16 protein-coding genes are annotated in these 17,824 nt (G+C 57.7%); 3 read left to right on the plus strand and 13 right to left on the minus strand.

Translation table 11 applies throughout. The annotated features are described in order from the left end of the window. Positions 1–70: 70 nt before the first annotated feature. Positions 71–508, minus strand: a complete 438-nt coding sequence (locus AC5DB9_RS06285; protein WP_272990514.1) for a DUF2721 domain-containing protein — start codon at positions 506–508, stop codon at positions 71–73. 150 nt (positions 509–658) lie between these two features. After that, positions 659–1,123: an Lrp/AsnC family transcriptional regulator gene (locus AC5DB9_RS06290; RefSeq protein WP_022957604.1), complete on the minus strand. Its 465-nt coding sequence runs from the start codon at positions 1,121–1,123 to the stop codon at positions 659–661. Positions 1,124–1,434: 311 nt separating this feature from the next. Here AC5DB9_RS06290 and leuA point away from each other — a divergent pair, with 311 nt between their 5' ends. Further along, entirely contained in the window at positions 1,435–3,111 is a 1,677-nt protein-coding gene (gene leuA / locus AC5DB9_RS06295) for a 2-isopropylmalate synthase (RefSeq protein WP_022957605.1), read from the plus strand. A gap of 69 nt (positions 3,112–3,180) precedes the next feature. Here leuA and AC5DB9_RS06300 read toward each other — a convergent pair whose 3' ends face one another. From AC5DB9_RS06300 to AC5DB9_RS06310, 3 genes are all read right to left on the minus strand, one after another. After that, positions 3,181–4,272, minus strand: coding sequence for an ATP-binding protein (locus tag AC5DB9_RS06300; protein WP_272990511.1), 1,092 nt, complete (start codon positions 4,270–4,272; stop codon positions 3,181–3,183). Between the two features lie 17 nt (positions 4,273–4,289). Next, positions 4,290–6,548: an ATPase, T2SS/T4P/T4SS family gene (locus tag AC5DB9_RS06305; protein ID WP_272990508.1), complete on the minus strand. Its 2,259-nt coding sequence runs from the start codon at positions 6,546–6,548 to the stop codon at positions 4,290–4,292. Positions 6,549–6,632: 84 nt separating this feature from the next. Continuing rightward, positions 6,633–7,250 (minus strand): TetR family transcriptional regulator, encoded by a 618-nt coding sequence (locus AC5DB9_RS06310; protein ID WP_272990504.1) that lies wholly within the window; start codon positions 7,248–7,250, stop codon positions 6,633–6,635. Between the two features lie 110 nt (positions 7,251–7,360). Between AC5DB9_RS06310 and AC5DB9_RS06315 the strand changes: the two genes are divergently transcribed. Next, positions 7,361–8,881, plus strand: a complete 1,521-nt coding sequence (locus tag AC5DB9_RS06315; RefSeq protein WP_272990502.1) for an FAD-dependent oxidoreductase — start codon at positions 7,361–7,363, stop codon at positions 8,879–8,881. Here AC5DB9_RS06315 and AC5DB9_RS06320 read toward each other — a convergent pair. Together AC5DB9_RS06320 and AC5DB9_RS06325 are read right to left on the minus strand one after the other, a co-directional pair. Continuing rightward, positions 8,864–9,502, minus strand: a complete 639-nt coding sequence (locus AC5DB9_RS06320; protein ID WP_272990499.1) for a TetR family transcriptional regulator — start codon at positions 9,500–9,502, stop codon at positions 8,864–8,866. The two genes, AC5DB9_RS06315 and AC5DB9_RS06320, sit on opposite strands and share 18 nt — an antisense overlap. A 119-nt stretch (positions 9,503–9,621) precedes the next feature. Next, entirely contained in the window at positions 9,622–10,992 is a 1,371-nt protein-coding gene (locus tag AC5DB9_RS06325; RefSeq protein ID WP_272990497.1) for a cytochrome P450, read from the minus strand. Between the two features lie 120 nt (positions 10,993–11,112). Here AC5DB9_RS06325 and AC5DB9_RS06330 point away from each other — a divergent pair, with 120 nt between their 5' ends. Beyond that, complete coding sequence (locus tag AC5DB9_RS06330) at positions 11,113–11,478, plus strand: nuclear transport factor 2 family protein (protein ID WP_272990495.1); 366 nt, start codon at positions 11,113–11,115, stop codon at positions 11,476–11,478. Positions 11,479–11,498: 20 nt separating this feature from the next. Here the strand turns inward: AC5DB9_RS06330 and AC5DB9_RS06335 are convergent, their stop codons facing one another. The 6 genes from AC5DB9_RS06335 to AC5DB9_RS06360 form a co-directional block, all read right to left on the minus strand. Then, positions 11,499–12,359: an LLM class F420-dependent oxidoreductase gene (locus tag AC5DB9_RS06335; protein WP_272990493.1), complete on the minus strand. Its 861-nt coding sequence runs from the start codon at positions 12,357–12,359 to the stop codon at positions 11,499–11,501. A 95-nt stretch (positions 12,360–12,454) separates the two neighbouring features. Continuing rightward, the gene (locus AC5DB9_RS06340; RefSeq protein WP_022957614.1) at positions 12,455–13,222 is read right to left on the minus strand and encodes an enoyl-CoA hydratase-related protein; all 768 of its coding nucleotides are present in this window, start codon (positions 13,220–13,222) and stop codon (positions 12,455–12,457) included. A gap of 39 nt (positions 13,223–13,261) precedes the next feature. Further along, positions 13,262–13,930, minus strand: a complete 669-nt coding sequence (locus tag AC5DB9_RS06345) for a nitroreductase (protein ID WP_272990491.1) — start codon at positions 13,928–13,930, stop codon at positions 13,262–13,264. A 16-nt stretch (positions 13,931–13,946) separates the two neighbouring features. Further along, complete coding sequence (locus AC5DB9_RS06350; protein ID WP_272990489.1) at positions 13,947–15,095, minus strand: CaiB/BaiF CoA transferase family protein; 1,149 nt, start codon at positions 15,093–15,095, stop codon at positions 13,947–13,949. 75 nt (positions 15,096–15,170) lie between these two features. Further along, entirely contained in the window at positions 15,171–15,992 is an 822-nt protein-coding gene (locus tag AC5DB9_RS06355; RefSeq protein WP_022957617.1) for a crotonase/enoyl-CoA hydratase family protein, read from the minus strand. A 174-nt stretch (positions 15,993–16,166) separates the two neighbouring features. Next, positions 16,167–17,798, minus strand: coding sequence for an acyl-CoA synthetase (locus AC5DB9_RS06360; RefSeq protein WP_272990488.1), 1,632 nt, complete (start codon positions 17,796–17,798; stop codon positions 16,167–16,169). Positions 17,799–17,824: the final 26 nt, after the last annotated feature.

Genomic DNA, 17,824 nt, shown 5'->3' on the forward strand with positions numbered 1-17,824 from the left:
GGCTCCCCACACCTGAAGGGGAGCGATCTGGAACTATGATAGCAGGCGCCTGTGCCCCACTGGCGGCCCGTCAGGGGCCGTTGAGGATGACGCGGGTTCCCAGCTGAATCTCCCTCAGGAAACTACACAGGGAAATGATCAGGCAGAGCATCGCCATGATGAACAGACCAGCGACCAGATAAGCCCCTTTCCACTCTGCCAGTGCACTCATAAACAGCGTGGCAATCACGGTGCAGACCAACAGTGCGCTGATGGTGCTGAAACCGATCGCCCGGTTAACGATACGGGCGCGCTGGGAAAGCACGCCCAGCTCATCGTGTACTGTTGCAGAACGCTCTTCACCGAGCATCTCTAAACGCGCATGAAGATTGCGCGATCGATCAATGATCCGTGCAAGTCGATTGGTCAGTACGTTGAGCAAGGCACCAATGCCTGCAAGTAAAAATACCGGCGCAACGGCCTGTTGAATAGCGTGAGTAATGGTGACTACCGCGATGTCGGCTGCCATAGTTTCCGAATGCCCTTATTGTATCACTAACATGGTAAAGCAGCCGCTTTATTGCGCGACCTTTTATTGGCAGCACTGCGCAAGCACAGTGCTCAATGCCTTCCGCTGAAGCACGGCAAAATCCATCTGCGAAGCCCGATTCCAAAGTACCTATGCCAACGGGAGCGCTGTTTTGCGCACCGGCGACTTCATCACAAAACTGGAGTGCACGCCACTAACACCTTCGATGCGCGTAATCCTCTCCAGCAGCAAGGCCTGAAAACCATCCATATCTTCCACAATCACCTTCAGCAGGTAGTCGGCATCCTGCCCGGTAATGAGGTGGCACTCCAGCACCTCAGGACACTCCGCCACTTTTTTTTCGAAGTTTTCGAAACGCTCCGGAGTATGACGGTCCATGCTGATGTGAATAAAGGCCATCAGCTTCATATTCAGCTCGCGCGCATTCAGTAGCGCGCGATACCCCTCAATCAACCCACTTTCTTCCAGACGGCGCACCCGCCGAAGACAGGGCGACGGCGACAAACCGATGCGCTCCGCCAGATCCTGATTCGTCAGGCGCGCATCGTGCTGCAGGGCATCCAGTATTGCGCGATCATAGCGATCGAGTTCCATCATATAGCCACCAAAAATATTTAACAGAAATAATATTCTAATAAAAAAGATTTTTTAGCAATTTTTTAAAACTTCGCCCTGATTTTTACCCCAACTTCGCAAGCACCTGCCGACAACAATTCCTTAGACTATCTCCGTGCTTGAGAAACAGGGAGACACCCTTTCCAAGCCAGGCCGGAAGCGCAGGCACTACCCCGCCTCGACAACGCGCCCGGTTTCCTCACGAGGGAAGCCAAGAAGCCAGACTCGCTACCCAGAGCCTGAATCGATCACAACAGATGATGAGGCCAAGCCTCACGACAGGAAAAACAATGAGCTTCGACCATAGCAAGTACCGCGCCACACCTCGTATTGACCTCAGCGACCGCCAGTGGCCCAACCGCGCCATTGAGCAGGCACCGGACTGGTGTTCGGTGGACCTGCGCGATGGCAACCAGGCGCTAGTGGAACCAATGACGGTTCAGCAGAAGCTGCGGATGTGGGATTTGCTGGTCAAGCTCGGCTTTAAAGAAATTGAGGTCGGATTTCCCTCCGCCTCACAACCCGATTACGATTTTGTACGGGCACTGATTGACGGTAATCGCATCCCCGAAGATGTGACGGTCCAGGTGCTGGTTCAAGCGCGGGAAGAATTGATCGCACGCAGCTTTGAAGCACTCAAGGGGGCCAAGCAGGCCATCGTGCACGTCTACAACTCTACCAGCCCGGTACAGCGCGAGCGCGTATTTGGTCTGGACAAGGACGGCATCACCGCTATCGCAGTGCAGGGCGCCAAGTGGGTGCGTGACTACGCAGCTCAGAACCCGGACACTGCCTGGTCATTCCAGTACTCACCGGAAAGCTTCAGCAGCACCGAAGTGGACTACGCCGTTGAGGTCTGCGACGCCGTGATTGAGCAATGGCGCGACACCGGCAACCCGCTGATTATTAATCTGCCCGCGACGGTTGAGTGTGCCATGCCCAATGTCTTTGCGGATCAGGTTGAGTACTTCTGTCGGCACAGCCGCTACCGCGACGACTACCGGGTGTCGATTCACACCCATAACGACCGCGGCTGTGGCGTAGCGGCGGCCGAAATGGCCATGCTGGCTGGCGCGGACCGTATTGAAGGCACGCTGCTCGGCAATGGTGAGCGCACCGGCAACATGGACATCGTGACCATGGCGATGAACCTTTACAGCCAGGGTGTCGATCCGCAGCTCGATCTGTCGGAAATGGACGAAATCATTTCCGTGGTAGAGCACTGCACAACGATCCCGCTGCACCCGCGTCACCCCTACGCTGGCGAGCTGGTGTTTACCGCCTTCTCGGGCAGCCATCAGGACGCCATCAAGAAGTGCCTGAGCAAACAGCGTGACGATGAACACTGGCAGGTGGCGTATTTGCCCATCGACCCGGCGGACCTGGGCCGTAACTATGAGGCGGTGATCCGTATCAACAGCCAATCCGGCAAAGGCGGTGTCGCCTGGGTATTGGAGAACGACTACGGCCTGAACATGCCGCGCTGGCTGCAGATTGATGCCAGCCGCAAAGTCCAGGCTCGCGCTGAAGAAACCGCTGGCGAGCTGACGCCATCGCAAATCTGGTCGGTATTTGAAGACGCCTACCTGCGTGCAGGCGGCCCGGATATTCAGGACTTTTCTCTGAGCCAGAGCAATAGCGAGCACGATGGCCAGGATCAGCTCAGTCTGCATTTTGCGTTGCACGGTCAGGCCGTGGCATTGCATGGCAGTGGCGACGGCGCTATCAGCGCGCTGCTTAATGGCTGGCGCCAGCACTTTGGTGACAATGTGGAAGTACTGGACTACAGCGAGCACGCGCTGAACACCGGCACCGCCTCACAGGCCGTAGCCTATGTGCTGCTGAGCATCAACAACCAGCGCCATGTGGGCGTTGCGATGCACCGCGACGTTGTCAGCGCCTCACTGCAGGCCGTGATCAATGCGGCAGCACAATCCCAAGCAACGGCGCAGCGCAAAGCCAGCTGAGCACCACCCAGCCCTAAAAAAGGCGGCCCTCATTGAGAGCCGCCTTTTTTGTTTCTCTGGCTGAGCCGCTTAATCCTTCAACAGGTCTCGCTGAGCATAGAGTTGCTGCCAGTGATCGCCGTCTTTATTCACCACCTCGGTATCAAAGTAGTGCCGCACCCGCCGGCGGTCTCTCGGGTTATCTTTGAGCGCCGTGCCCAGCAGGAAGTGGATCAGGTCAGCGGGCAGCATTCGGCCTTCTCGGTAATAGAAGGCGTAGACCGCCATAGCATGCGCCACATTGACGGCTTCCGCCGTCGACATGACGGCCGCCGCAAGCCGGTCGGTACTGCGACCGCTCAGTGTCTGGCCATTGCGCAACTCGTGGAAGACGATGACCAGCATCTCGATAATCATCGGATCCAGTGCCACGTCTACCCCGGAGTGCGTCAGCAATTTTGACGCCTCGCGATTCACCACATCCATTTCATCACTGATGTTGTTAATCGGCTCAATGGTCTCAAAGTTCATCCGCCGCTTCAGCGCGGCACTCATATCAAACAGGCCACGATCCAAGGAGTTGGACGTCGCGATGATATTAAATCCCTCCCGCGCATAGAGCGTGGCATCATCGCCACTCAGCTCGGGAATCTGCAACTGCCGCTCCGACAGCACCGACAGAATTGCGTCCTGCACTGCCTGCGGACAGCGCGCCAGTTCTTCAAAGCGCACCAGCTGCCCCGCTGCCATCCCTCGAAAGATCGGGCCGGGAATCAGCGCGTCGCGCGTCGGCCCGTCGCGTTGCAGCAGCGCCTGATTCCAGTCGTACAGCAACTGCCGGTAATGGGAAATCGCGCCACCCTGAATGGTCAGCTTTGAGTGCCCGGATACCGCACAGGCCAACAACTCTGACAACCAGGACTTCGCGGTGCCCGGCTCACCGATCAACATGGCACCGCGGCCGGTGGCCAATGAAATGATCACCCGGCTGAGCAATTCCCGCGGCGCCACAAACTTACGGTCTATTCCCAGCTCGTCATTGCCCAGAATGAAATGTTCAACGGCAAAGGGTGATAGCTGCCAGCCCGGCGGCACCGGACCGGGGTCCCACTCGCGGAGCCTGTCCAGTTCTTCGCGAAACAATTCTTCGGCGGCGGGTCGTTGTACAGCCTTGTCAGCCATGATGTCTTATCTCCCTGTCAGGCCTGCCACTGCCCGCGTTTTTCCGGCGCCATGCGCTCTTCCGGCAAAATTCTTGGTAACTCGGTCAGCGGAATATTGCCCTGAATCACATGGTCGAGCGCGCTGTCGCGCATGGTCACCAAGCCGGAATCCAGCGCCTGAGCACGCAGCTCACCCATGGGAATACGGCGGGAAATACTGTCGCGCAGCTCACCGTTCAGTTGCAGGTATTCAATGACCGCCACCCGCCCTTTAGTGCCGGTACCGTGGCACTGGTCACAGCCCTTGCCATAGAAGGTCTGAAAATGTCGCGGGGCGTCTTTGGGAAACAGCTCGTGGAGAATCTCCGGATCCGGCTCTGCAGGGGTTTTGCAATGTGGGCAAATGCGCTTGGCCAGCCGCTGGGCAATCACGGCCAACAGCTCGCTGGAAAGTGAGTTGGGATGAACATTCAAATCGAAGAGGCGTTGCACTGCGTCAATCGCATCGTTGCAATGCAGGGTCGACAGGACGATATGCCCGGTCTGAGAGGCGCGAATCGCCTCCAGCGCCGTTTCGTGGTCACGAATCTCCCCCACCAGAATCACGTCCGGATCCTGCCGCACGAAGGATCGCATGGCATCGGCAAAACTGAAACCAATCTCCGGCCGCACGCGGGTTTGTTGAATATCGTCTATCGAGTATTCGATGGGGTCTTCAACGGTAATCACCTTGCGACTGGTGTCCTTCGCCAGCAATTGCAAACCGGCATTCAACGTGGTGCTTTTGCCCGACCCGGTTGGCCCGACGACCAGTACCAGCCCCGCCGGGTTATTCAACAGTCGACGGTAGTGGGCGGCGATACTCGGCGCCATACCCAAACCATCGATACTGATCAGCGGCGAGTTCTGCGGCAGCAGGCGAATCACCACATCCTCGCCATGCAACGATGGCTGCACCTGCACCCGCAGGTCAAAACGGTCGTTGCCTACCCGTACCTGTGAACGCCCGCCCTGCGGCAAACGCCGCTCGGCAATATTCATGTCGGCGCGCAGCTTTACCACATTCACCAGCCCGCGATACTCAGCCGCACTGATCTGGTAATGATGCAGGTCGCGGAGTTCACCATCCACCCGCAGGCGCACCCGCGCACGGTCGCGGTATTTTTCCAGATGAATATCGCTGGCCCGATCGGCTACCGCGTCCAACAGCAGCGCTTCATAAACAGCCACCATCCGCGCATCGGGTTCCTGAGTGTCGAGCAACAGGTCTTTGTCTTCATCCGGCGATTTCACGTCGGTTTTGTCGGGTCTCAGCGGCGTTGATTTACCGCCGCGATTCAGCGAGCTCCACAAGCGTCGAAAGTCCACCGGCGTCACCAGTACTTTCTCGATATTCAGCTCCGGGAATACCAGCTGAATTTCCTGCATGGAGGTACCCGGGCTGGTGCAGGCCACCAGCAGACGGCTGCCATCGACACAGATGGGGATCGCCTGCAAATGATCGAGAAACGCCTTGGAAAATCGGGAAAACACCTTGGTGTCGATACGCGCCAGCAGCTCGTCAATATCGCCCAACTCCAAACCGTATTGCTTGGCCAGCGAGCGGTACAGTTTCAGTTCGTCCATGTGCTGCAATTTGCTGATTTCATCGACGATCAGGCTGTGATTCGCCTTGGCATGTTTACGCGCCTGACTAAGCACCTCCGGTGTGACCAGGCCCAACTCTACAAAAATCTGGTCCTGGTCTTCAAAGAAGTCGATATAACCATGTTCGGTCCGGGCGATTTTATGGTTGCCGCGGTTCTGGTATTTCACCAACACTTGCCTGGATGCATCGCCCGCTTCCAGACACACAAATTGCCCGCCAACCGCCAACTGCTCCCAAAGGCTTTCCCGCTCGCCAATGCTCGGCGTCGAAACCAGTATGAGATCAAAGGGGCCGTCATCCGCCGCACCGGCGTCACCATCGCCAGTGCGCAATTCGACATTGTTAAGCCCCAGTCCCTCCAGCTTTTCCCTGGCAACATCCGCCAACAAAGGGTTCTTTTCAATGGCGATAACCTGCCCGGCGAGTTGCGCCAGCACTGCGGTGACATATCCTACGCCAGCGCCCAGGTGCAACACCTTTGCACCATCGGGAAAATCGCAGATACTGAGGATGCGCTCCAATACCGAGCTGGGTGGAATGCTTCGGCCAGCAACAAGATCCTGTTGCGGGTTGGCGATAAAATATTGACGATCAATCTCGCTGATCGCCGCTTCGTAATCATGACTTGCAGATGAAGGCGTCGACATATCCCGGTTTCTTTATTGGCGAAGCTTATAAATTCCACTAATAACAGAAACGCGCAGCCCCTGCCATTCAAACGCCGCCGATGTTTAGGGATACGCTGCAGTAAACCCCGCCGCAATAAAGCGGCGCAGCTCCGCAACCAGCGTCTCCAGTTCTTCGCCCGGCCCTGGGTCACTCAAATGGCTGGGGAAATTCACACACGCCAAGGTATTCACCATTGTCTCCAGCGCAAAGCCATAGCGCAGGCGCAGCACCGACGGTGGCAGTGCGGGCAGTACCTTGGCGAAGGCCGCCATCAATTCAGCCACCGGTTCGCGAAACTCCGCTATCAGCGCGTAGTCGGCCATGTCCCCCTGCTCAGCGTACAGGCGAGCCACCACCCGCACATAGTCCCGCCCGCCTTCCGGGTCTTCGAGCAATATTTCGCTTAGCGGCGCCGTCAAGACCCCGACCAAAGCAGGCACATCCGGCGCCGACGATGCCATTGCGGCGTTCAGACGCTGTTGCTGTGATTCGCGCGAGCGCAGACGGCTGCGCAACACTGCATCAAGCAGCGCATTTTTGTTTTTGAAATGGTAGTGCACCGCTGCGGCACTGAGCCCCGCCGCGTCATTGATTTCCCGCAGCGACACCGACAGCCCCCGTCGAGCGAACAACGCCGTAGCGACGGCAACAATATGCTCCCGCGAGGATTTCTTCGCCATGCTCCACTCCCAGAGGACAGGCAATCATTACCTGCCCATATCGACACTCATACTTATCAAGTGATAAGTTAAGAGCAATCCACCAACAATAGCAATAATGAGGACACCGCATGCAGCCCCCATCCAGCTTTACTGCCCCCATTCGCTCCGTTAACAGCGTAGAACACTTCACCGCCACCACCGATGTTCTGATTTGCGGCTACGGTGGCGCCGGAGCCGCCGCCGCCCTGGAGGCAGCCCGTGCCGGCGCCCGCGTGACCGTTCTGGAGAGAGCCAGCGCAGGTGGCGGTTCAACGGCCATGTCGAGCTGTGAAATGTACCTGGGCGGCAGCGGCGGCACCGCACTGCAGCGCGAACTCGGGCTGGAGGACAGCACCGAGAATATGCTCGCCTACTTACACGAAGCACTTGGCCCCTTCGGCGACGAGGAAAAAATCCGTTGCTACGCCGAGGGAGCCGCCGCCCACTTTGACTGGGTGGAGTCACTGGGCGTGAGCTACAAGCGCGCCGTCTTCACCGAACGCACGGTTGTCCCGCTGAGTGATGAGTCGCTGCTGTATACCGGCAATGAAAAATCTCACCCTTTCAACCGCGTAGCCCAGCCCGTTCCGCGGGGCCATGTACCCTCAAAAGAAGGTGACGAAGGCGGCAAGATTTTCATGGATGCCATTATGCAACGGGTTGCCGAAGCCGGGGTGACAGTGATGAACGACACCCGAGTAGTGGCCTTGCTGGCCGACGACCACGGCGCCATTTGCGGCGTGATCGCCAAGCAGAATAACCAGGAAATCGCGCTGCGCGCTGAACGCGGGGTTATTTTGACAACGGGTGGCTTTGTGATGAACGAGGCCATGACCCGACAATACCTGCCGGAGATACACCAATATGCGGTGCCTTACGGTAATACCTACGACATGGGCGACGGCATTGTGCTGGGGCTGGCCGCAGGCGGACAGGCCATTAACATGGATCAGGCTTTTATGTCGTTTCCACTGTACCCGCCCGCCAAAATGACCTTCGGTATTTTGCTGAATCAACAGGGTCAGCGCTATATCAACGAGGATGCTTACCTTGCGCGACTGGCGTATTACTCCTGCCAGCAACCAGATCAGAAATTTTATCTGCTGGTGCAGGATGAAGATTACGAGCCCTCACATTACCTCGAGCGCGCTCCGATCATCGCCAGTGGCGACAGCATTGCCGAGCTGGCCGCCGAGGCGCCTTTCCCAGCCGGGGTCCTTGAGCAGACAGTCAGCTATTTCAACGAGCACGCAGGCAATGGCCGAGATCCGCTGTTTCATAAAACGGCAGAGTGGCTGAAGCCGCTGAGTAAACCGCCGTTTGCCCTGCTTGAGTACTCCGCCGATGCGATGAAGGCGATTATCATGCCCGGCACTACCGGGCCGCTGATTTTTACGCTCGGCGGCCTTCACACCAATGTCGATGGTGAGGTACTCAACATGAATGGTCAGGCGATTCCCGGCCTCTTTGCCGCCGGGCGGGCGACGGCCGGCTTACCCCGCACTGCCAAAGGCTACGCCAGCGGAATGTCGGTGGGCGATGCGACCTTCTTTGGCCGTCGAGCCGGACGCCGCGCGGCGACTCAAGCCGGATTAATCGGCAGCAGGTAACTGCTGCCGAAATCCATCAATCAGGTAAGCCAAACTGATATCGATGGGCTCTTCACGCACCACCGCTTCCAGCACCGGTGCTACATACAGGCGCTGGCTGCTGGGGTCCTGAAGATAGGAATGGGTAACGGGCGACAGCGATTCCTCTGCGCTCTCGGCAGTCTCAACGTAGAGCGTCGCGCGCAGGCAGACCGCGCCCACCACCAGTTGAATCATCGCCATGTAGCAGCGCACGGCCTGATCGGCACTGAACCCGGCATCCTGCATTTTGCCAATCACCCGGTCCGTGACTTTCAGCGCATTGCTGCCCAGGGGCATGGTACCCAGCAGCGGTACCCACCGCATTTCGCCGCTCAGCGCGCGATACATATTGCGGGCTAATTGCTCCAGCCAGCCATCCCAGGCCAGCGACTCATCGGGCAGCACCTCCGCGCGCTCGATAAAGGTATCGAACGCCGCCGCCAACAGCGCGTCTTTGTTATTAAAATGCTTGTACATGGCCATGGCCGACACGCCCAACTGCGCAGCCACTTTGCGCATGGACAGCCGCTCCACCCCCACCTCGGCAATGACGCTCAGGGCAGCATCTACAAAGCGTTGCCGGTTAAGACTGACTGTCATTGCGTGATCCTGATTGGCGCAGGTACATCGGGGCAACTGCAGTAAAAAAATCGCCGTGCGGCGGGCATGTCTGTGCGGCTATTAAATCAGTCCGGACAGGTCTGCCGCAATGACGTCACTCATCGGGCCGCAAAGCGGATGGGCAAACATTGCAGCGTACGGGCAAACATCGAGGCCACAAACGGGGCTGGGCCATCCAACGACAGCTCTCGCGTTCGCAGCAGAAATTCACGCAGCACGATACGGATCTCCGTGCGCGCCAGCTCTCGGCCGATACAGGCGTGGATACCGTGCCCGAAGGTCAGGTGCTTTTTACCATTGTGGCGGTCAAGGCGAATCTCATCGGGCTGCTCGAACACGCGCTCATCGCGGTTGCCGGACGCCCACATCAGGAAGAGACGGCTGTCAGCGGGCAGCGTCTGTCCATGCAGGGTGACGGGCTCCTTCGTCCAGCGAAAGTGGCCCTGAAAAGCCGATTCAAGACGAAAGACTTCTTCGATAAACGCGGGCAATAAACCATCGATATCATCGCGAATTTGCGCTTGCAGGGCGGGATTTTCAATCAGCAGTTTGAGGGCATTGCCCATGCTGGTGGCGGAAGAATCGCTGCCCGCCAAGAGCAACTGCATAATCCCCGACACCGCGGTATTGGCATCCATGTGACCCTCATTCACGCCGCGCACAAATACGCCGCTCAAATCATCGCGGGGGGCACGTCTGGCACGTATAAACTGCTGCCAGCAGTAGCGATAGAAAACCAGCATTTCGGCGCGGCTGCGCGCCAGTTCGCGGCGACTGGCAATACCACTCTGGGTAGCGATGCCGTGAACGCACCAGGTTTTGATTTTCTCATAATCCGCTTCCGGGAAGCCGAGCATGCGAATAATCAGCCGCATCGGTAATGCCCAGGCAAATTCGCGCATGAACTCCACGCGGCCGCTGGGCAGAAAACGCGCCATCAGTTCGCGGCAAAGCTGCTCCACCTCCGACTCCATCGCCTTGACGATCCGCGAGTTAAGCCCCTTGTGCGCGACTTTGCGTTCAGCGGTATGCACCGGCGGATCAGACAGCGCCAGTACATCACCCGGCGCGATGCCCATGCGCTCCAGAGGAGCCAGTTTCTGCGCTTCACGAATCACACTGTGGCCGGGTTTCAGACCGGCAACAACGCCCTGGTGGGTCGATGAAAACCGTTCCGTATCGCGACTGACAGCGACAATATCCTCGTAGCGGGAAATGCAGTAAATCCCGTTTTTCAACAGGTATACCGGATAGTCATCCCGAAGCATCCGGTAGAAGGCATAGGGGTTCTGAAAACAGCGATTCTGCAACGGCGCAAAATCTTCTGGGTGCCGTGGCACACTCAGCATTGCAGCCACCTCAGTGTCCTCCCGAGGATCATCGGGCTCGCGGCGCGCTGACAATCGCAATAGCTGCTCAATACCGTGGGACATCGCCACACGACGGCTGTGGTAAACAAGATCTCGCATATCGGCCTCCCGACGTTTCGATGCTTGAGAACTTACGCCAACAGGTTTACATTGTAAACTCATTTGAATGACATTGTAATCTTCCAAGCTGCCAGCGGCCACCTGTACGGAGTTTCTTCGATGCCAGATAACGATCACCTAATCCGCCGCTTCATGCTGGCCTGGAGCTATCGAGACGTCGACCGCATCATGGCGTTCTTCAGCGACGACGCGGAGTACTGCAATATTCCCCTGGGGCCGGCGCACAGAGGAAAGGCCGACATCCGCGCGTTTATTGACGGGTTTATCGCTGCCGCGACGCATATCGACTTTCAAATAAAACAGCAGCTCAGTGACGGAGAGCTAGTAATGAACGAGCGCGTGGACGTGCTGCATATCAGCGGCAGTGAAGTGAACTTGCCGGTAATGGGCGTCTTCAGGCTTCGCGAGGGGAAAATCTGCGAGTGGCGGGACTACTTCGACATGGCCGCCTTTTCGGCGGCCTGAATGTCGGCGTTACGGCAGCGTCATTGAATAAAACGTGCCGCCACATCGTCCATATACGCTTTTTTCTGCGCCAGAGAAGCGTCTGGGCCGATGCCAAACAGAAAGGGATAGGAAACCGTGGCAGTCACCCCCAATGCCGACATTTCAGTGACGGCATCAGGCGTCAGCGGCTCAGTGAGCGGTGCAATCACCTCGTAGCCCTCGGTGGGCAAACCCGCCTCACGACGCGCTTGCAATAGCGCAGGAACCTGAGTCCGCAGCTCAGCCAAGGTATTCCCCGGTCCATACCAGCCGTCGCAGGAACGCACCGCGCGCCGCAGCGCCGCGCCCGAGTGCCCCCCGCCAATCAAGGGGACCGGCTTGCTCGGGTAGGGGCGAATATTCACGTCATCTAATTGAAAATGCTCACCGTGGAAAGAGACCTCCTCACCACGCCAAAGCGCTTGCATAATCGTCAACATTTCGTCCAGCCGACCACCACGGCGATGAAAGTCCACCCCAAACTGCTCGAACTCTTCCTGTAGCCAGCCCGCGCCAAAACCCAGCATAAATCGATTGTCACTGAGCACCGCCAGTGTCGCCATATTCTTGGCGGCCTCAATCGGGTGGCGCAGTGGCAGTACATAGATACCGGTGAGCATTTTCAGACGCTGAGTGACGGATGCCATCGCGGCAAAACTGATCAGTGGATCGGGAAACGGCATATCGGCATTTTGAATGGAGCGACCGTCTTCCGAGTAAAAATAATGGGAACGACTGTGCTTGGGATAATAGATATGCTCGGCGAGGATCACGCCCTCGAAGCCGAGCTGTTCAGCGTGGCGCGCTACCTCAACCAGATGTTCGGTTTCGCACCAGCTGATGACCTGCCAGAATTTCATGTGCTGCCCTCCCTGTCACAGAGCCATCATTGTCGATGGCCCCGGCAGCAGCCGCTATCGGCTGAACGGAGGTCGCCTGAACAGACGAGGCGGGATTATTTGCGGAACTGGGAAAAGTCCGGGGCACGTTTTTCGAGAATCGCCATCACCGCTTCAATGTTCTCTGGCTTACCCGCCAGTTTTTCCATCCCCGCCTGCTCGGCATCCATCGCGGCGTGAATTGCCTTGCGATGAACGTCGCGCATCAGGCGCTTGGTTTCCACCAGCGAGCTGACCGGCCACTGGGCAATTTCCCGCGCCTTTGCCATCGCCTTGTCCAGCAACTCCTCATCGCTGAATACGCCGGTGGCAATACCAACGCTGAGCGCTTTACCGGCATCTAACCACTCCGAGGTGTACATCAGCTCTGCGGCGCGACGCGCGCCAATAACGGCCTGCAGTTGGTAGCTGCTGCCCCACTCCGGCACCAGACCCAAGGAGGTGAAAGGGAAGCGCATGCGCAGGGATTCACCTACGTAAACCACATCGGTATGCAGTAGCAGCGTTGCACCGCCGCCGACAGCAACGCCTTTTGCTGCTGACACCACGGGCTTATCAAAATTCACCAACTTCCGCGCGCAGGCATTAAAGGGGTGCTCGCCCTCTGACTCGCCAAAATCAGCAAGGTCCACACCGCTGGAGAAATCCTTGCCTGCACCGGTCACCACCACACACGCCACAGCGGGATTCTCACCGGCAGCCTCGATGGCATCGCCAAAGGCCTGCCACTGTTCATTACTGAAAGCGTTTTTGCGCTGGGGGCGGTTCAGCGTCAGCAGCAGAACCCCGTGGTCATCCAGCTCCTGCAGTACAGTTTCGCTCATTATTTTTCTCGCTAAATAAATTGGCCGTAGGCTTGCGGATTAATCGTAAAAACGGATGCACTCGCCCAGCGGAGCGCGCTGGGTGCGACAACGATTGGCGGGATCTTCGGCATCTTCGTAACCGAAGGAAATACCAAACAGCAGTTTGTTCTCTGGCGGAATATCCAACACTTCACGCACCAGGTCGGCATTGAAGCTCAGCGCAGTCTGGGGACAACTTGCCAAGCCCTCGGCGGTGAGACTGAGCATCAGATTCTGGGCGAACATGCCGCAATCGGCAGCCTCTCGCAGCCCGAAGGGTTCCGGCAAAAAGATAAAGGCCACATGCGGCGCGCCGAAGAATTCAAAGTTACGCATGAACTGGGCATTGCGACCGACCTTGTCTTCCCGGGCAATACCCATTGCGGCGTAGAGGTCGGCGGCTGCCTGGTACTGCCGCTCCTTGTATACCCCGGCATACTTGCCGTCATAGGGAAAATCCATCGTCCACTGACCGGATGCGAAGGCGTCTGGGATACGCTGACGCAAGGTTTCCAGCTTATCACCGCTGACCACTGCACATTCCCAAGGCTGGGTATTACAGTTCGACGGCGCCGTTGAGGCGGTCTCAAAAACGCGATTGAGCAGGGTTTGCTCAACCGGCTTGGAGATAAAACCGCGAACAGATCGGCGCTGTCTGGCAATGTCGGCAAAAGCGGTAGAGGTCATGAAGTTCTCCTGAAGATCATTCTGATGCGGTGACGGCGCCGCTGCCCAGCAGCGATTCGCACTGCTGGGCACTGTAACCCAGCTCAGACAACAGGGCGAGGCTGTCTTTGCCCTCCACTACCGGCGGGTTCTGAATAGCCCCCGGGGTGCGCGAGAAGCGCGGCGCCACTGCGGCCTGCACACGCCCCTCTTCCGTCAGCAGATTGCGACGATGCTGATTGTGGGGATGGTTGGCGGCCTCGCGCATCGCTAGCACGGGAGCCGCGCAGGCATCACTGCCGTCGAAGATGCTCATCCACTCATCCAGTGTTTTCTCGCTCACCCGCTCGGCAATCCGCTCACGTTGCGCCGGCCACTCGGCCTTATTGAGCTGCACGCTGTAGTCCGTGCCGCCAAAGTCCAAGCCCAGCTTTTCGAGCAACTCCGCATAGAACTGCGGTTCAATTGCGCCGAAGGAAATATAGCGGCCATCTTTGCAAGCGTAGTTGCGGTAGAACGGCGCGCCGCCATCCAGAATATTCTGTTCGCGGGCATCGTCCCAAAAACCGACGTTCAACAAGCCGTGTACCGTGCTCAACAGCGACGCCGCACCGTCGCAAATCGCGGCGTCGATCACTTGCCCTTTGCCGGACTGGGTGCGCTCGTGCAGCGCCGCCAGAATGCCCATAATCAGAAACAGCGAGCCACCACCCAAATCGCCAATGACGTTCAGCGGTGTAGGTGGCGGCTGATCCGCCTCCCCCATCGCCCCGAGCATGCCGGTGATGGCAATATAGTTAATATCGTGACCGGCGGTTTTCGCCAGCGGACCGTCCTGCCCCCAACCGGTCATGCGACCGTAGATCAAGCCGGGGTTGCTCTCCAGGCAATGGTCCGGCCCCAGCCCCAGCTTCTCCATGACGCCGGGGCGGAAGCCCTCAACCAGAATATCAGCGCGATCGATCAGCTTCTTCGCCACCGCCAGACCGTCATCCGATTTCAGGTTGAGCACAATCGAGCGGCGACCACGCACCGTGGCATCACCAGCCTGGCCGCCCATACCGCTGACACCGCGTTCAATGCGAATCACTTCTGCACCGAGATCGGACAACAGCATGCAAGCATAGGGACCGGGGCCGATACCGGCCATCTCCACAACGCGCAAACCGCTTAGAGGACCAGACATAGCGTTTCTCCGTGGACGGGAACAGATTGCGCGGACACCGGAAGCCGGTGCCAGCGCCTGGGAAGGGGTCGGCGTTTATTCGCCGGTGAACTGTGCGGGGCGTTTTTCTTTGAAAGCACGCATGCCTTCTTTGGCATCCTTGGAGGCAAACACCGGACCGGCCAACTCGTCAGATTTGAGCATGGCTTCGTCTTCTGACAGGTGCTCGGTGTGTTCACGCAGAGAGCGGGTTACCGCCTTCACCGCCAAAGGGCCATTGGCACAGATTTTCTCGGCAATTTTCTTGGCTTCGTTCAGGGTTTCACCCTTGGGCACAATGCGGTTGATCAGACCGAAATCCAGTGCTTGCTGTGCCGTCACGTGCTCACCCAGCAGCAGAATTTCAGCGGCGATGCAGTAGGGAATCTGTTTACGCAGACGAATGGTAGAACCCGACATGGGATACAGGCCGCGAGCCACCTCGGTAACACCAAAGATGGCATCTTCAGCCGCGACACGGATGTCAGTGCCTTGCAGAATTTCTGTCCCACCGGCCAGCGCATAGCCCTCAACGGCCAGAATCAGCGGCTTGCAGGGGCGGTTGTCACGGAGCAGAGCCTGCCAGTGAATGTTTGGCACCTGACCCATCAGCTCCATGAATTCCTCGGTGCTGCGTTGCTCGCCATCGGCGCCTGCCTTCAGATCCATACCGGCGCAGAAGGTGTCACCATTTGCGGTGAGGATGGCACAGCGCAAATCATCGTCTTCGTCCAGCAAACGCCAGGCTTTATACAGACCCAGCAGCATTTCCGGGCTGAAGGCATTCTTTGCCTCGGGGCGGTTCAGGGTCACGATCAGCACGTGGCCGTCTTTTTCAACGATACAGTTCTTAGTGCTGATAGGCAGTTCAGTCGCCATGGGATGCTCCATTTCTTGCTAATGGCCGTTTAATGAAATAACCGCTTATGACATAGCGGTGTTGCGAATATCGGTGTTCTTAACTTGCCGTGTGTTGCTGGCAGACGGCTAGCAGCGCGACGCCGCTACTCCGCCATGACTATGAAAACGGGGCGGCATTGCCGCCCCGGAGGATCAGGAAACCTGTCCCTCACCACTCAGCGCAAAGGCTTTAGCCGTTTTGTAGTCAGGCTTGCCACTGGGCGCACGGGGAATTTCCGCAATCAGATGCACTTCACGAGGGACCTTGTAGCCCGCCACATGCTGACGGCAGTGCTCCTGAACATTCTTCAGGTCCAGCGCTACGCCATCACGCGCTTGGATAACCGCGCTCACACGGCTGCCCCAACGCTCGTCGGGCACACCGACGACGAGGGCATCAAAAATGCCGTCGTGAGCCTTCAGTGCATCTTCGACTTCTTCCGGGAAGATTTTCTCACCACCACTGTTGATACAGTTCGAGCCGCGACCGAACACCGTGATAGAGCCATCTTCTTCCAGTTTGGCCGCGTCACCGGTCAGCAACCAGGTTTTGCCATCCACTTCCACGAAGGTCTTGGCAGTTTTCTCAGGGTCGTTGTAATAGCCCATGGGAATGTAGCCAGCGCGAGCAAAAATACCGGTCTCACCCAGCTCTGCGTGACGACGCGGTTGGTCGTCTTCGTCAATGATCACGTCCATATAGTCTGTACGCGAAACATTGCCGAGGCCGGTCTGGTTCTTGCGGCTGCCGTTATCCATCCCCATCTGACCGCCCTCGGATGAACCGAAGGCATTGGTGACAAAACAATTGGGGAAGTGTTTCTTAAACGCGTCCTGTTTGGCGTCAGAGAAAATCGCGCCACCGGAGCCTACGTTGAAGACGGCTGACAGATCCCAGCGGTCGGGATTGGCGTCCAGAGCATCCAGCAGCGGAATCGCCATGGCATCACCGACAATCTGAATCGCGTTGACCTTCTCGTCAGCAACGATTTGCCATACCTGCTCACCGTCAAAGGAACGGTTGTGGTTCAGGACCAGCTTATTGCCCGCAAGCAATTGAATACAGGCGTACCACCATGATGCACCGTGCATCAGCGGCGCCAGCGCAATCCCGGTCAGCGGGTGCTCAGTGACGCGGCTGCTGATGTCTTCAGGCTTTTCACAGGGGCCGTCGGGAGAGAAGTGGCCGCCGCCACCCATCGCCGCAAAGAAAACATTTTTGTGCGGCCACATAACGCCCTTGGGCATACCCGTAGTGCCGCCGGTGTACAAGATGAAGTAATCGTCGTCTGCTCGCTCACCGAAATCGCGACTGTCATCCTGCGTTTGCTGAGCCGCTTTGTAATCTACCGAGCCAATTGCGCCGAGATCAGCACCACTGCCATCATCGACCGATACAAAGACTTTCAGCTTTTTCGCCGCTTCGCGCACTTCAGCAATATGGGGTGCGAATTCACGGTGGTGAATACAGGCCACCATGTCGGCGTTGTCGAAGATATAGAGCAGTTCGTCTTTAACGTAACGGTAGTTAACGTTGATGGGCACTGCGCGAACTTTGAAGCAGGCCAACATGGCCTCCAGATATTCGCTGCAGTTGTACATGTACAGGCCAACGTGATCACCCGCCTTGACGCCTTGACTGGCGAGGTAGTGGGCCATGCGATTTGCGCCTTTCTCCAGATCGGCATAAGTGGAGCGGCTATCGCCACAGATCAACGCTTCGCGGCTCGGTACTTTGTCAGCGACGGCTTCAAACAAATCCGCAAGATTAAAATGCATGCTCATAGTGGGTCCCTGTTAGATCGATACCG

It is taken from the genome of Spongiibacter sp. (genome assembly GCF_984394615.1).

Coding starts and splice junctions, on each gene's coding strand:
- AC5DB9_RS06285 (WP_272990514.1), bottom strand. CDS start 508: ATGGCAGCCGACATCGCGGTAGTCACCATTACTCACGCTATTCAACAG.
- AC5DB9_RS06290 (WP_022957604.1), bottom strand. CDS start 1,123: ATGGAACTCGATCGCTATGATCGCGCAATACTGGATGCCCTGCAGCAC.
- leuA (WP_022957605.1), top strand. CDS start 1,435: ATGAGCTTCGACCATAGCAAGTACCGCGCCACACCTCGTATTGACCTC.
- AC5DB9_RS06300 (WP_272990511.1), bottom strand. CDS start 4,272: ATGGCTGACAAGGCTGTACAACGACCCGCCGCCGAAGAATTGTTTCGC.
- AC5DB9_RS06305 (WP_272990508.1), bottom strand. CDS start 6,548: ATGTCGACGCCTTCATCTGCAAGTCATGATTACGAAGCGGCGATCAGC.
- AC5DB9_RS06310 (WP_272990504.1), bottom strand. CDS start 7,250: ATGGCGAAGAAATCCTCGCGGGAGCATATTGTTGCCGTCGCTACGGCG.
- AC5DB9_RS06315 (WP_272990502.1), top strand. CDS start 7,361: ATGCAGCCCCCATCCAGCTTTACTGCCCCCATTCGCTCCGTTAACAGC.
- AC5DB9_RS06320 (WP_272990499.1), bottom strand. CDS start 9,502: ATGACAGTCAGTCTTAACCGGCAACGCTTTGTAGATGCTGCCCTGAGC.
- AC5DB9_RS06325 (WP_272990497.1), bottom strand. CDS start 10,992: ATGCGAGATCTTGTTTACCACAGCCGTCGTGTGGCGATGTCCCACGGT.
- AC5DB9_RS06330 (WP_272990495.1), top strand. CDS start 11,113: ATGCCAGATAACGATCACCTAATCCGCCGCTTCATGCTGGCCTGGAGC.
- AC5DB9_RS06335 (WP_272990493.1), bottom strand. CDS start 12,359: ATGAAATTCTGGCAGGTCATCAGCTGGTGCGAAACCGAACATCTGGTT.
- AC5DB9_RS06340 (WP_022957614.1), bottom strand. CDS start 13,222: ATGAGCGAAACTGTACTGCAGGAGCTGGATGACCACGGGGTTCTGCTG.
- AC5DB9_RS06345 (WP_272990491.1), bottom strand. CDS start 13,930: ATGACCTCTACCGCTTTTGCCGACATTGCCAGACAGCGCCGATCTGTT.
- AC5DB9_RS06350 (WP_272990489.1), bottom strand. CDS start 15,095: ATGTCTGGTCCTCTAAGCGGTTTGCGCGTTGTGGAGATGGCCGGTATC.
- AC5DB9_RS06355 (WP_022957617.1), bottom strand. CDS start 15,992: ATGGCGACTGAACTGCCTATCAGCACTAAGAACTGTATCGTTGAAAAA.
- AC5DB9_RS06360 (WP_272990488.1), bottom strand. CDS start 17,798: ATGAGCATGCATTTTAATCTTGCGGATTTGTTTGAAGCCGTCGCTGAC.